Annotated in this window: 11 protein-coding genes, 2 rRNA genes and 1 riboswitch; of the genes, 1 reads left to right on the top strand and 12 read right to left on the bottom strand. The window is 67.4% G+C overall.

Translation table 11 applies throughout. The features are described from left to right. Positions 1-86: 86 nt before the first annotated feature. A riboswitch (glycine riboswitch) is annotated at positions 87-184 on the bottom strand. 116 nt (positions 185-300) lie between these two features. Further along, positions 301-672, top strand: a complete 372-nt coding sequence (locus Sdia_RS14385) for a PRC-barrel domain-containing protein (protein WP_164378714.1) — start codon at positions 301-303, stop codon at positions 670-672. A gap of 78 nt (positions 673-750) precedes the next feature. Here the strand turns inward: Sdia_RS14385 and Sdia_RS14380 are convergent, their stop codons facing one another. The 12 genes from Sdia_RS14380 to Sdia_RS14325 all read right to left on the bottom strand — a co-directional run bounded on the left by Sdia_RS14380 (position 751) and on the right by Sdia_RS14325 (position 14,190). Beyond that, positions 751-2,130 (bottom strand): DNA polymerase IV, encoded by a 1,380-nt coding sequence (locus Sdia_RS14380; RefSeq protein WP_189500294.1) that lies wholly within the window; start codon positions 2,128-2,130, stop codon positions 751-753. Positions 2,131-2,188: 58 nt separating this feature from the next. After that, positions 2,189-2,824, bottom strand: coding sequence for a MerR family transcriptional regulator (locus Sdia_RS14375; protein WP_124288506.1), 636 nt, complete (start codon positions 2,822-2,824; stop codon positions 2,189-2,191). 163 nt (positions 2,825-2,987) lie between these two features. Continuing rightward, positions 2,988-3,464 carry a bifunctional nuclease family protein gene (locus Sdia_RS14370; protein ID WP_026171779.1) on the bottom strand — a complete coding sequence of 159 codons (477 nt, stop codon included), beginning with the start codon at positions 3,462-3,464 and terminating at the stop codon, positions 2,988-2,990. A 63-nt stretch (positions 3,465-3,527) separates the two neighbouring features. Continuing rightward, on the bottom strand, positions 3,528-4,259 hold the full coding sequence (ftsR, locus tag Sdia_RS14365; protein ID WP_100455509.1) for a transcriptional regulator FtsR: 732 nt from the start codon (positions 4,257-4,259) through the stop codon (positions 3,528-3,530). 15 nt (positions 4,260-4,274) lie between these two features. Continuing rightward, positions 4,275-5,195: a double zinc ribbon and FHA domain-containing protein gene (locus tag Sdia_RS30120; protein WP_100455508.1), complete on the bottom strand. Its 921-nt coding sequence runs from the start codon at positions 5,193-5,195 to the stop codon at positions 4,275-4,277. Between the two features lie 82 nt (positions 5,196-5,277). Beyond that, positions 5,278-6,144, bottom strand: coding sequence for a DUF881 domain-containing protein (locus Sdia_RS14355; protein WP_100455507.1), 867 nt, complete (start codon positions 6,142-6,144; stop codon positions 5,278-5,280). A 5-nt stretch (positions 6,145-6,149) separates the two neighbouring features. Next, positions 6,150-6,482, bottom strand: a complete 333-nt coding sequence (locus Sdia_RS14350; protein WP_003946928.1) for a small basic family protein — start codon at positions 6,480-6,482, stop codon at positions 6,150-6,152. Further along, positions 6,479-7,378: a DUF881 domain-containing protein gene (locus Sdia_RS14345; RefSeq protein ID WP_189500293.1), complete on the bottom strand. Its 900-nt coding sequence runs from the start codon at positions 7,376-7,378 to the stop codon at positions 6,479-6,481. The genes Sdia_RS14350 and Sdia_RS14345 overlap by 4 nt, the downstream gene beginning before the upstream one ends. 89 nt (positions 7,379-7,467) lie before the next feature. Beyond that, positions 7,468-9,963, bottom strand: coding sequence for a mannose-1-phosphate guanyltransferase (locus tag Sdia_RS14340; RefSeq protein ID WP_100455505.1), 2,496 nt, complete (start codon positions 9,961-9,963; stop codon positions 7,468-7,470). 114 nt (positions 9,964-10,077) lie between these two features. Continuing rightward, positions 10,078-10,686, bottom strand: coding sequence for a cardiolipin synthase ClsA (gene clsA / locus Sdia_RS14335; RefSeq protein WP_100455504.1), 609 nt, complete (start codon positions 10,684-10,686; stop codon positions 10,078-10,080). 169 nt (positions 10,687-10,855) lie between these two features. Beyond that, positions 10,856-10,972, bottom strand: a 5S ribosomal RNA gene (gene rrf, locus Sdia_RS14330). A 96-nt stretch (positions 10,973-11,068) separates the two neighbouring features. Continuing rightward, a 23S ribosomal RNA gene (locus tag Sdia_RS14325) occupies positions 11,069-14,190 on the bottom strand. Positions 14,191-14,222: the final 32 nt, after the last annotated feature.

Below are 14,222 nucleotides of genomic sequence, written 5' to 3'. Positions count from 1 at the left end.
TCACCGGCGCGGGCACCGGTTTTCACCGTCGGTGAGGCCGAGGTGCGCACGGACCGTCCGCCACCCGCCCTGCTTTCCAGAGTGACCTCGTCCGTGCGGTACGGGGGCCTGAGAGATTCCGGGGAGGAGTTGCTCCTTCGGCGCCTCCGCGGTGATCGCCGGAGGACTCTCCCGCACGGGGTCGACAGCCACAGCCAGCCTATCAGCGGGGACCACGCAGGGTCCGTTCGAGTGGCCGAGCGGCAGGAAGTGCTCTTTCGTAGGAGGGACGGATGTGCTGCGATGCCCTGGGAGGGTTCCGTGCAGAGCGATATCGATCCCCGCAGCCTGATCGGACGCAAGGCGTTCGACCGCGACGGCACCAAGGTGGGCACGGTCGACGAGGTCTATCTGGACGACGCGACCGGCGTCCCCGAGTGGGCCGCCGTCCGCACCGGCCTCTTCAGCCGCGACGCCTTCGTCCCCCTCGAACCGAGCGAGCTGACCGACGGAGGACTGCGTATACCGTTCGCGCGCGCCCTCATCCGCGACGCCCCGGACTTCGGTGTGGGCCGCCACCTCTCCCCGGAGCAGGAACTCCAGCTCTACCATCACTACGGCCTGGACCTCGCCGCCCCGGAGCCGCCCGCGGACCGCGACTTCGGCCACGTCGCGGGCACCGAGGAGACCTGACCCAGGGCCGGGGGAGAGCGGGCGGGAGCGCCGGGAACACGGCCGGACCCCGGAGGCCGCGCGGGCCCCGCCCGCCGGTCACCCCTCCCCGTGTCCGCTCTCCACCACCAGCGGCAGCGGCGCGGTCAGGCTGAGCTCCGGGTCCTCCGTGCGGAAGGTGCGCACCCGGCCCGGCGCCGAGGTCGGTGTCTCGAAGCGGACCGTCACCCGCCCCACGCCGCTCCCCTGGATCCAGCCGTGGCCGTGGACTTCGTGGACGACGTCATGGCCGGCGGGCCAGCGCCGTTCCTCCGGCGCCGCCGGCGCCACGGTGTCCACGGCCTCGGCCTCAATCCCCTCGGGGGCCTCCGGCTCCCGCCCGGTCTTCCCGGCGACCGCCCGCTCCCCCGCGGCCTGGGCGAACAGGTCCTCCTGTGTGTAGTCGGCGAGGCCGCTCACGCCCACGCCCAGGAGCCGGACACCACCAGTGGTGTCCACGCCCTCCAGGAGCCGGGCGGCCGACTCCCGGACGACGGCGGGGTCGTCGGTGGGGCCGCGCAGCGTCTCCGAACGCGTCAGGGTCGAGAAGTCGTACCGGCGGACCTTGAGGACCACCGTGCGCCCTGAACGGCCCGCCTCGCGCAGCCGCCCGGTGCACCGCTCCGCCAGCCGCGCGACCTCGCCGCGCACCCGGACCCGGTCGTGGATGTCGAGGTCGTAGGTGTCCTCCACGGAGACGGACTTGCCCTCGCGCTCCGAGACGACGGGCCGCTCGTCGAGGGCGAGGGCCATGGCGTACAGCCCCGCGCCGTGCGCCTTGCCGAGCAGCCGGACCAGTTCGTCCTGGCCCGCCTCGGCGATCTCCTCGACGGTGGTGATGCCCGCGCGGCGCAGGTGGTCTCCGGTGGCCGGGCCGACGCCCGGCAGCACCCGGACCGGAAGCGGTGCCAACAGATCCCGCTCGGTACCCGGCTCGATCAGGAGCAGGCCGTCGGGTTTGGCCCGCTCGGAGCCGATCTTGGCGAGCATCTTCGACACGGCGAGCCCGACCGATCCGCTCAGCCCGGTGACCCGCCGGATGTCCGCCCGCAGCCGGCGGGCCGTCTCCTGGGCCGAGGCGCTGTCCCAGGCGGCCCCACCCGCTTCCAGGTCGACGAAGGCCTCGTCGAGGCTGAGCGGCTCCACCAGCGGGGAGAGCGCCCGCAGCAGCCCCATGACCTGGTTGCTGATGTCGCGGTAGAGGGTGAAGCGAGGCGTGAGATAGGCGGCGTGCGGCGCCAGCCGGCGCGCCTGCGCGGTGGGCATCGCCGAGTGCACCCCGAACCGCCGTGCCTCGTACGAGGCGGTCGCGACCACACCGCGCGGCCCCAGCCCGCCGACCACCACCGCCTTGCCACGCAGGCTCGGCTTGGCGGCCTGCTCCGCCGAGGCGTAGAAGGCGTCCATGTCCAGGTGGAGGATGGTCGGCGTGGATCTCACGTCTTCGATGCTGCCCCATGCCACCGACAACGGTGGCCGTGCGGCTCGGGGGCGCGGTTCAGACCGCGCGGTTGCGCCGCCGGGCGAGTTCGTCGGCGGGGTGGTGGCGGATCACCGTCTCGCCGGTCTCCACCCGCTCGCCGTGAAGCTGCGCGAGGGCACTCTCCACGTCCTGGCAGACCACGCCCACGGCGATGCCGAAGACGCCCTGACCGCCCTGGAGGAGGCCGACCACCTCGTCGGGCGAGGTGCACTCGTAGACGGTGGCGCCGTCACTCATCAGCGTCATCCGTTCCAGGTCGCGGAAACCTCCGTCACGCAGGTGCTGGACGGTGGTGCGGATGTTCTGCAAGGACACGCCGGTGTCCAGGAGCCGCTTGACGATCTTGAGGACGACCACGTCACAGAAGCCGTAGAGCCGTTGCGCACCGCCTCCGTGCGGCGGCCTCACGCTCGGCTCGACCAGTCCCGTACGAGCCCAGTAGTCCAGTTGGCGGTAGGTGATCCCGGCCGCGGCGCAGGCGGTGGGCCCCCGGTATCCGATGTCGTCCCCGGCCCTCTCCATGCCGTCCGCGACGGCCTCGACCGGCCGCCCCTGCCGTGCCGCCGACCTGCCGTGAAGCGGGTACGGACCGCGCTCGCGGGGGCTGAGCCCCGGAGCACCCCCCGTCGTACCGTCGCCGCTGATGCTCACGCCGACCCTCCGTCCTTGACCTGCTTGTCGACGGTAGGCAGTCACCCGGGGTGCGTCAACGATCGCCACACTCGCCACGCCGGGTGATATTCCCCCCAAGAGTGGTTTACCGTGTCCCGCTTCCGGGAAAGGGGCGCCGAATGGCCGGCGGGGGTGACTCTCGCTACTGGCTGTTGTTGGTGCCGAAGTCCTCGGGCGAGATCTGGTCGAGGAACTCGCGGAACTTCTCGACCTCGTCCTCCTGCTCGTCCGGGATGGCGATACCCGCGTCGTCGAGGACCCCGTCACTGCCGTAGATCGGCGTGCCGGTGCGCAGCGCGAGCGCTATGGCGTCGGACGGGCGGGCACTCACCTCGACCCCGCCGGCGAAGACCAGTTCCGCGTAGAAGACGCCTTCCCGCAGGTCGGTGATGCGCACTTCGGTCAGCTCCTGCCCCACGGCCTCCAGGACGTCCTTGAAGAGGTCGTGCGTCAGCGGCCTGGCAGGGGCCATGCCCTGCTGGGCAAACGCGATGGCGGTCGCCTCACCCGGTCCGATCCAGATGGGGAGGTAGCGGTCGCCTCCCACTTCGCGCAGGAGCACGATCGGCTGGTTGGAGGGCATTTCGACCCGGACACCTACGACGTCGAGCTCGTTCACACAGCAACCCTAGGACGTGCCCGGCGGGTTTGGGTAGTCGGGCTCCCCCCGGATCACGCCGGATCAGGACGGACGCACGCCGAGGGCGGCCTGGAAGAACACCGAATGGAGGCTCGTGGTGAGCTCGGCCAGTTCCCTGGTGCGCTCCTGGGCATGGGCTCTGGTCTGCGGATTCCGGTGCAGGCGCAGGGGTGCGACGATCTGCTCGACCAGGGATGCCTCCCGGTCCGCGGCGGCCTTCATGGCCCGCAGATGCCGGGGCTCGATTCCCGAGCGGCCCAGTTCGGCCACCAGAGCGGCGACACGCACCGCCTGGGCGTCGTAGTCCCCCTCGGGCAGCGGACCGATCAGCCCGTACGACTCCCACTCGGCGAGTTCCTCCTCGCCGACCCCGGCGGCGGTCAGGAGCTCCGCCCGGCCGATCCGGCGGACGGTGGGGGTGCCGGGCTCCGGGTCCCCGGCCTCGCGCTGCCGGCCGACGGCGGGGAGCGGGTGTTCCTCACCGCGCTCGACGGCGTCCAGGTGCTCCTTGATGACCTTGAGCGGGAGGTAGTGGTCGCGCTGCATGCGGAGCACCTGCGCGAGCCGCTCGATGTCCTGCGGGCTGAACTTGCGGTAGCCCGAGGGGGTCCGTTGCGGCTCGATGAGCCCCTCGGACTCCAGGAAACGGATCTTGGAGATGGTCACTTCGGGGAACTCGTCACGGAGCGTGCTGAGCACCGTGCCGATACTCACCGGCCGACTGTCGGCGGCGGCGGTGCCGTTGCCGGCACCGCCCCTCGCTGATTGACGCATAGACCTTCCTGACGGTCAGATGCCCCGCTGGCTGGCGTAGAAGACCAGCCGGTACTTGCCGATCTGCACCTCGTCGCCGTTGGCGAGCGCGACGGCGTCGATGCGCTCGCGGTTGACGTAGGTGCCGTTGAGGCTGCCCACGTCGGCGACGGTGAAGGCCCCGTCCTCCTGGCGGCGGAACTCGACGTGGCGGCGGGAGACCGTCACGTCGTCCAGGAAGATGTCACCCTGCGGGTGGCGCCCCGCCGTCGTGAGGTCCCCGTCGAGCAGGAACCGGCTGCCGGCGTTGGGCCCGCGGCGCACCACCAGCAGCGCCGATCCGGCCGGGAGGGCGTCCACGGCGGCCTGGGCCTCCTGGGAGAGCGTGGGCGCCGGGTTCTGCCCGGTCACCTCCGCCTCGTACGCCTCCAGCCCCGAGATCGAGATCGTCGAGGTGGTCTCCGACGGACGCTCCTGGGCCGCCTGGGCGGTCAGGGGCGCTCCGCAGTTGGAACAGAAGCGGCCGGCCTCGGCGTTGCGGTGCCCGCACCTGCTGCACACCATGGACGGGCCCTCCTGCCGCGGCTGCCCTGCGGGGGCATCGGTTCCGTACGGGCCGGGACCGAAGTCTCCACCCGTACTTGAGGTTGATGGTTCACCGAAACCTATGCCGCCGGCACCGGAGCGGTCAACGGACGACGCGCCCGAATTGTCACCGCCGGCCACCTCGTCACGGAACAGGGGACGCTCTCCCTGCTCCTCCACTCCCTGGTTCGGTGCGCGGTGCCGGGCGGCCTTGCCGCCGTCCTCGCGCCCACTCTTGCCGAACAACTTCGCAAACAACTTCACGGGCGATTCCCCTTGACCGAAACAGACCCGCCCGTGGGGCAGGACGAACCCTGATTGCACACGACGGCCGATCCGGACGCCTTCACCGCGTCCGTCTCCACCGCACAGTTTCCACCACGCGCCGCCTCCACTGTGCGCCGACCCCCCGCAACCTCATGCCCCGCCGGGACACGGCGCATACACTCGCGCCTCACTCGTTCGACGACCGAGCGTAGTCAGGCTGCTCCGCCGGTCGCAAGGCGTCCACCACGATCTTCTCCTCACGTGTCACCACCACCGTGGCCTGCTCCTTCTCCAGCGTCTGGACCACCCCACCAGGGATGTTGAGGGCCGGTTCGAGATCCTGCGGATTACCGATGACCTTGAAACGGTAAGGACGGGTGATCTTGTTCCCGTCGACGTTGACGCCGCCCGAGCCGTCACTCAGATACGTGCCCGCGACCACCCGCACGTCGTTCACCTGGATCGCCTCCGCGCCCGCCGCCCGCAGCTCCTGGACGGCGTCCAGGAGCATGTCGGCGCGGACGGTGCCGGCGGGGTCCTGGACGGTGAGGGTGATGCCCGGGCCCGTCGCCGCGACGTTCCCCGCGAGGATGCCCAACTGACGCTCCTTCTCGACGGTCTGGCGGCGCGCCTCCTCGGCCTGGTCCGAGCTGTTCTCCAGCTCGGTCCGCTGGTCCTCCAGACGCTGCTTCTCGTCTTCCAGACGCTCGGTGCGGTCGTCGAGTTCATCGAGGATGCGGACGAGATCGTCCTGGCGGGCGCCGCGCAGCGCCCCGGTGTCGTTGGTGGAACGCACCTGGATGGCCAGACCGAGGCCGAGCACGAAGAGCAGCAGGGCCACGGTGAGCTGCGCGCGGGTCACGCGCGGCGGCCACAGGCCCTTCACCAGGCGCTGGCGCCCGGTCAGCTCCGCCGGCGCCGGCTCGGCCTCCGGGCGGGGCTCGGGGGCGGGTGCGGGAGCCGCTTCGGGCAGGGGCTGGCGCCGGGGCGGGCCCGTCGGGCGGGGTTCCTCCCCCGCCTCAGGACCCCGGGCGCCGGGCTCGTCGTCACGCATCGGCCTCACGCCCTGAACACGTGCCGGCGGATGGCGGCGGCGTTGGAGAAGATGCGGATGCCGAGAACCACGACGACCCCGGTGGAGAGCTGGGCGCCCACCCCGAGCTGGTCGCCGAGGAAGACGATGAGAGCGGCGACCACGACGTTCGACAGGAACGACACGACGAACACCTTGTCGTCGAAGATGCCGTCGAGCATGGCACGCAGCCCGCCGAAGACGGCGTCGAGCGCCGCCACCACGGCGATCGGCAGATAAGGCTCGACGACGGCGGGTACCTCGGGCCGGACCAGCAGTCCGGCCACGACTCCCACGAGGAGCCCCAGTACGGCGATCAAGATGTGCCCTTTCCCGCGGTCGGCTCCGCGATTCGTACGCTCACGCTCGGTGCGGCGGGCAGGCTGACCTCGTCCTCCGCGGTGATCTTCGTGCGGATGCCGAAGTTCTCCCGCAGGGCTGCGAGGTACTGCCCGTCCGAGCTGCCTTGGAAGCGGTCGGCGAGGCGCTGCCCGTCGCCCACCGCGAGCACCGTGTACGGCGGGCCCAGCGGCTTGTTGTCGACCAGTATGGCGTCCCCGGCGGCCCTGATCGCCGAGAGGGCGGTCAGGCGCTGCCCGTTGATCGACACGGCCTCGGCGCCCGACTGCCAGAGCCCGTTGACGATGCGCTGCATGTCGCGGTCGCGCAGCCGCCCGGTGTCGGAGAATCCGGCGCTCTCCCGCGGCCCACCGCCCCCGGTGTCGGACCCCTTGGCGTCGTCCACCACCAGCGTGAGGCCCGGTCCGTGGACGGCGGTGGCCCCGGAGAGCAGGCCGACGAGCGCGCCCTGGTCCCCGCCGTGCTTCTGGAGCGCCTCGCGCTGGCGTCTGCCCACCTCGGACCGGAGCGTCTCGACGTCCTCCTCCAGGCCGTCGGCGGCGGCCGAACCGCTCTCGATGCGGTCGATGAGTTCCTCGCGCTCCTTGGCGACGACCGGCGCGTCCTCACGGGCCTGGGCCGCGCCCACGGTGACGACGAGCGCGGCGAGGACCAGTCCGGCCGCCAGCCCCAGTTTCGCCTTGAGGGTGCGTGGGACTCCGGCGGTCCCGTCGGCGGCCCGGCGTGCGGCGGCCTCGGCGTAGCCGTCGTCAAGGCTGTGGTCCATCACGTTGGTGAGCAGCGACATGGAGGCGTCGGGGCGCGGGCGGCGCGGGACGTTGCTCCGTCCGGGGGGCTGCTGCGACATGCCGCACATCGTCGCACGGCCGGGGCCCCACCTCCGAATGCGCTTGGGCGGCCGCGGGCGCGGTGCCCGCGGCCGCCCGGTGGCGGGGTGTCCGGCGGTCAGCGCCCGGCGCTGTCCACCACGGCCGCCCACTCGTCCAGCAGCGCCTCGGCCGACTCGTCGTCCGGTCCTTCGGCCCACAGGTGGGTGACGGCCTCGGCCCGGTCGGGCAGGACCATCACCCAGCGGCCGTCGGCCTCGACCACGCGGACCCCGTCCGTGGTGTCGACGAACCGGTCGCCGGCCTCCTCGACCACCCGCCGCATCACCAGGCCCTTGACCGCCCACGGGGTGGCCAGGTCACGCTTGAGGACGTGGGCACGCGGGATGCGGGCGTCGATCTGGCTGAGGGTGAGCTGCGTCCTCGCCACCAGCCCGATGAGCCGGACGAACGCGGCGGTCCCGTCGAAGACGCTGCTGAACTCGGGGACGATGAAGCCGCCCCGTCCGTCACCGCCGAAGATCGTCGCCTCGTCCCGCCCGACCCGGGTGAGGTCGTCCGGTGAGGTCGTCGTCCACTCGACCTGCGTCCCGTGGTAGGCGGCGACCTGTTCGGCGATCCGCGTGGTGGTGACGGGCAGCGCCACCCGTCCGCTGCGCCGGTCGGCCGCGACCAGGTCGAGCATGACCAGCAGCGCCCGGTCGTCCTCCACGATCCGGCCCTTCTCGTCCACGAGCGAGAGCCGCTCGCCGACCGGGTCGAACCGGACGCCGAACGCGGCCCGCGAGGAGGCCACCATCTCACCGAGCCGCACCAGTCCGGCCCGGCGGCTCTCCGCGGTCTCGGTCGGCCGCGACTCGTCGAGTCCCGGGTTGATGGTGAGGGCGTCGACACCGAGCCGCCCCAGCAGGCTGGGCAGGACCAGCCCGGCACTGCCGTTGGAGGCGTCGACGACGACCTTGAGACCGGAGTCGGCGATGCCGGTCGTGTCGACGTTGCGCAGCAGCGACCCGGTGTACGAGTCGAAGACGCTGGACGGGAAGTGCAGGTCGCCGATCTCCCCGGGGAACGCCCGCCGGTACTCCTGGCGGGCGTAGACCCTGTCCAGCTTGCGCTGGCTCGCCTGGGAGAGGTCACCACCGCGCCCGTCGAAGAACATGATGTCGACGGAGTCGGGGACACCCTGGGTGGTGCGGATCATGATGCCGCCGGCACTGCCGCGCGCCGTCTGCTGACGGGCGACGGGCAAGGGGACGTTCTCCAGGTCCCGTACGTCGATGGCGCTGGCCTGGAGGGCCGAGATCACCGCGCGTTTCAGCGCGCGGGCACCGCGCGAATGGTCGCGCGCGGTGGTGACCGTCGAGCCCTTCTTGAGCGTGGTGGCGTAGGCGCCCGCGAGGCGGACGGCCAGTTCGGGCGTGATCTCCACGTTGAGGATGCCGGAGACACCGCGCGCCCCGAAGAGGTGCGCCTGGCCGCGGGACTCCCAGATCACCGAGGTGTTGACGAAGGCGCCGGCCTCGATGGTCTTGAAGGGGTACACCCGGACGTTGCCCTGGATGATCGACTCTTCCCCGATGAAGCACTCGTCGCCGATGACGGCGCCGTCCTCGATCCGGGCGGCCCGCATCACGTCGGTGTTCTTGCCGATCACGCAGCCACGCAGGTTGCTCTGCTGCCCGATGTAGACGTTGTCGTGGACGACCGTCTTGTGCAGAAACGATCCGCTCTTGACGACGACGTTGGAGCCGATGACGGTGTCCTCGCGGATCTCGGCGCCCGCCTCGACCTTGGCGTAGTCGCCGATGTAGACCGGGCCGCGCAGTACCGCTTCGGGGTGGACGTCGGCGCCCTCGGCGACCCAGACACCGGGCGAGATCTCGAATCCGTCGAGTTCGACGTCGACCTTGCCCTCCAGGACGTCGGCCTGCGCCTTGACATAGCTCTCGTGGGTTCCCACGTCCTCCCAGTAGCCCTCGGCGATGTAGCCGTAGACGGGCTTGCCCTCCTTCATCAGCTGCGGGAAGACGTCGCCGGACCAGTCGACGGAGGTGTCGGCCTCGACGTAGTCGAAGACCTCGGGCTCCATGACGTAGATACCCGTGTTCACGGTGTCGGAGAAGACCTGGCCCCAGGTCGGCTTCTCCAGGAAACGTTCCACCTTGCCGTCGTCGTCGACGATGGTGATGCCGAATTCCAGGGGATTGGGGACACGGGTCAGGCAGACCGTGACCAGGGCGCCCTTCTCCTTGTGGAAGGCGATGAGGTCGGTGAGGTCGAAATCGGTGAGCGCGTCGCCGGAAATGACGAGGAAGGCGTCGTCCTTGAGGGCTTCCTCCGCGTTCTTGACGCTGCCGGCTGTCCCGAGTGGCTTCTCCTCGTTGGCATAGGTGAGTTCCATCCCGAGTTCCTCGCCGTCACCGAAGTAGTTCCTGACGAGCGACGCCAGGAACTGCACGGTGACCACGGTCTCGGAGAGCCCATGCCGTTTGAGCAGCCTCAGCACATGCTCCATGATCGGCCGGTTGACCACCGGCAGGAGCGGCTTGGGCATGCTTGAGGTCATGGGGCGAAGGCGCGTGCCTTCGCCTCCGGCCATAACGACGGCCTTCATGTCGGAAGCGTCCTCCTTGAAGAGACGACGGTCTTGCCGACTGCGCCCGGCCGGTCCGGTCCGCGACTGGGTGTGGCGCGGACCATCAGCCTTACGGCCGCCCAACGGCGGGGCTCAATCGGCCGTGGCGTCCGCTCTGACAAGCCGGCGGACCTGGACCACGTAAAGAATCCCTGCCCACCAGTAGAGGGTTGTACCCCATCCTGCGAACGCCCATCCGAAAACTGCTGCGAGCGACGCGAGCCAGCTGCCGCCCTCACTGAGGAGCAGCAACGGAAACGCGTACATCAAGTTGAAGGTAGCCGCCTTCCCCAGAAAGTTCACCTGGGGAGGCGGATAACCGTGGCGCCGGAGGATGCCGACCATGACCAGCAGCATCAGTTCCCGGGCGAGGAGGAGCCCGGTGAGCCACCATGGGAGGATCTCGCGCCAGGTGAGTCCGACGAGCGTCGAGAGGATGTACAGCCGGTCCGCGGCCGGGTCCAGCAGCCGGCCGAGGCGGCTGACCTGGTTCCACCGTCTGGCCAGCTTGCCGTCCAGGTAGTCACTGACCCCGCTCAGCGCGAGCACCAGCAGCGCCCAGCCGTCGCTGTTCGGGCCGCCGAAGACAGGCCGGAGGATGAGCCACAGGAACAGCGGTACGCCGACCAGCCGGGCCATGCTGAGGACGTTGGGGATGGTGAGGACCCGGTCCGTCTGGACCCGAGTCTCCTGGACCTCCACCCGGGGGCCTCCTGTGGTGTAACGCGCCAATGTTGCCCCCTGACCTTACCCCTCGCACCACCGCCCCTTCACAGAGGGGGCACAAGTCGCCTTGAGCGCTCCTGGACGCAGAAATGCCTCGGGCCCGGAAAACCTTTGATCAGGTTTTCCGGGCCCGAGGCCACAAAGAGTTCGGCGGCGACCTACTCTCCCACAGGGTCCCCCCTGCAGTACCATCGGCGCTGTAAGGCTTAGCTTCCGGGTTCGGAATGTAACCGGGCGTTTCCCTCACGCTATGACCACCGAAACACTACGAAACACACCAGCAACCACAACCCACCAGAAGATGAGTGTGCGGTTGGTGTTCGTGGTTTCAGAACCAACACAGTGGACGCGAGCAACTGAGGACAAGCCCTCGGCCTATTAGTACCGGTCAACTCCACCCCTTACAGGGCTTCCATATCCGGCCTATCAACCCAGTCGTCTACTGGGAGCCTTACCCTCTCAAGGAGGTGGGAACACTCATCTCGAAGCAGGCTTCCCGCTTAGATGCTTTCAGCGGTTATCCCTCCCGAACGTAGCCAACCAGCCATGCCCTTGGCAGAACAACTGGCACACCAGAGGTTCGTCCGTCCCGGTCCTCTCGTACTAGGGACAGCCCTTCTCAATATTCCTACGCGCACAGCGGATAGGGACCGAACTGTCTCACGACGTTCTAAACCCAGCTCGCGTACCGCTTTAATGGGCGAACAGCCCAACCCTTGGGACCGACTCCAGCCCCAGGATGCGACGAGCCGACATCGAGGTGCCAAACCATCCCGTCGATATGGACTCTTGGGGAAGATCAGCCTGTTATCCCCGGGGTACCTTTTATCCGTTGAGCGACGGCGCTTCCACAAGCCACCGCCGGATCACTAGTCCCGACTTTCGTCCCTGCTCGACCCGTCGGTCTCACAGTCAAGCTCCCTTGTGCACTTACACTCAACACCTGATTACCAACCAGGCTGAGGGAACCTTTGGGCGCCTCCGTTACACTTTAGGAGGCAACCGCCCCAGTTAAACTACCCATCAGACACTGTCCCTGATCCGGATCACGGACCCAGGTTAGACATCCAGCACGACCAGAGTGGTATTTCAACGACGACTCCACACACACTGGCGTGCATGCTTCACAGTCTCCCACCTATCCTACACAAGCCGAACCGAACACCAATATCAAACTGTAGTAAAGGTCCCGGGGTCTTTCCGTCCTGCTGCGCGAAACGAGCATCTTTACTCGTAATGCAATTTCACCGGGCCTATGGTTGAGACAGTCGAGAAGTCGTTACGCCATTCGTGCAGGTCGGAACTTACCCGACAAGGAATTTCGCTACCTTAGGATGGTTATAGTTACCACCGCCGTTTACTGGCGCTTAAGTTCTCAGCTTCGCCACACCGAAATGTGACTAACCGGTCCCCTTAACGTTCCAGCACCGGGCAGGCGTCAGTCCGTATACATCGCCTTACGGCTTCGCACGGACCTGTGTTTTTAGTAAACAGTCGCTTCTCGCTGGTCTCTGCGGCCACACCCAGCTCAGAGTGCAAGACTCATCACCAGACATGGCCCCCCTTCTCCCGAAGTTACGGGGGCATTTTGCCGAGTTCCTTAACCATAGTTCACCCGAACGCCTCGGTATTCTCTACCTGACCACCTGAGTCGGTTTAGGGTACGGGCCGCCATGAAACTCGCTAGAGGCTTTTCTCGACAGCATAGGATCATCCACTTCACCACAATCGGCTCGGCATCAGGTCTCAGACTATTGCCAGGCGGATTTACCTACCTGACGTCCTACACCCTTACCCCGGGACAACCACCGCCCGGGATGGACTACCTTCCTGCGTCACCCCATCACTCACCTACTACCAGCTCGGGTCACCGGCTCCACCACTTTCCATTCCCCGAAGGGTCCGGAACGGCTTCACGGGCTTAGCATCACTGGATTCAATGTTTGACGCTTCACAGCGGGTACCGGAATATCAACCGGTTATCCATCGACTACGCCTGTCGGCCTCGCCTTAGGTCCCGACTTACCCTGGGCAGATCAGCTTGACCCAGGAACCCTTAGTCAATCGGCGCACACGTTTCTCACGTGTGAATCGCTACTCATGCCTGCATTCTCACTCGTGAACCGTCCACAACTCGTTTCCACGGCTGCTTCACCCGGCACACGACGCTCCCCTACCCATCACAGCCTCCGTTGGGAGTATTGCTGCAATGACACGACTTCGGCGGTACGCTTGAGCCCCGCTACATTGTCGGCGCGGAATCACTAGACCAGTGAGCTATTACGCACTCTTTCAAGGGTGGCTGCTTCTAAGCCAACCTCCTGGTTGTCTCTGCGACTCCACATCCTTTCCCACTTAGCGTACGCTTAGGGGCCTTAGTCGATGCTCTGGGCTGTTTCCCTCTCGACCATGGAGCTTATCCCCCACAGTCTCACTGCCGCGCTCTCACTTACCGGCATTCGGAGTTTGGCTAAGGTCAGTAACCCGGTAGGGCCCATCGCCTATCCAGTGCTCTACCTCCGGCAAGAAACACACGACGCTGCACCTAAATGCATTTCGGGGAGAACCAGCTATCACGGAGTTTGATTGGCCTTTCACCCCTAACCACAGGTCATCCCCCAGGTTTTCAACCCTGGTGGGTTCGGTCCTCCACGACCTCTTACAGCCGCTTCAACCTGCCCATGGCTAGATCACTCCGCTTCGGGTCTAGAGCGTGCAACTCAAACGCCCTCTTAGGACTCGCTTTCGCTACGGCTTCCCCACACGGGTTAACCTCGCTACACACCGCTAACTCGCAGGCTCATTCTTCAAAAGGCACGCAGTCACGACGCACCGAGCAAACTCGATGCGCGACGCTCCCACGGCTTGTAGGCACACGGTTTCAGGTACTATTTCACTCCGCTCCCGCGGTACTTTTCACCATTCCCTCACGGTACTATCCGCTATCGGTCACCAGGGAATATTTAGGCTTAGCGGGTGGTCCCGCCAGATTCACACGGGATTTCTCGGGCCCCGTGCTACTTGGGTGTCTCTCAAACGAGCCGCTGACGTTTCGACTACGGGGGTCTTACCCTCTACGCCGGACCTTTCGCATGTCCTTCGCCTACATCAACGGTTTATGACTCGTCCCACGGCCGGCAGACCGTGGAAGAGAGATCCCACAACCCCGCATGCGCAACCCCTGCCGGGTCTCACACACATACGGTTTAGCCTCATCCAGTTTCGCTCGCCACTACTCCCGGAATCACGGTTGTTTTCTCTTCCTGCGGGTACTGAGATGTTTCACTTCCCCGCGTTCCCTCCACACTGCCTATGAGTTCAGCAGCGGGTGACAGCCCATGACGACTGCCGGGTTTCCCCATTCGGAAACCCCCGGATCAAAGCCTGGTTGACGACTCCCCGGGGACTATCGTGGCCTCCCACGTCCTTCATCGGTTCCTGGTGCCAAGGCATCCACCGTGCGCCCTTAAAAACTTGGCCACAGATGCTCGCGTCCACTGTGCAGTTCTCAA

Origin of the sequence: Streptomyces diastaticus subsp. diastaticus (genome assembly GCF_011170125.1) — a bacterium.
Lineage (GTDB): Bacteria > Actinomycetota > Actinomycetes > Streptomycetales > Streptomycetaceae > Streptomyces > Streptomyces diastaticus.
This window is presented reverse-complemented; position numbering and strand designations above follow the sequence as displayed.

Coding starts and splice junctions, on each gene's coding strand:
- Sdia_RS14345 (WP_189500293.1), bottom strand. CDS start 7,378: ATGTGCGGCATGTCGCAGCAGCCCCCCGGACGGAGCAACGTCCCGCGC.
- Sdia_RS14355 (WP_100455507.1), bottom strand. CDS start 6,144: ATGCGTGACGACGAGCCCGGCGCCCGGGGTCCTGAGGCGGGGGAGGAA.
- Sdia_RS14340 (WP_100455505.1), bottom strand. CDS start 9,963: ATGAAGGCCGTCGTTATGGCCGGAGGCGAAGGCACGCGCCTTCGCCCC.
- ftsR (WP_100455509.1), bottom strand. CDS start 4,259: ATGCGTCAATCAGCGAGGGGCGGTGCCGGCAACGGCACCGCCGCCGCC.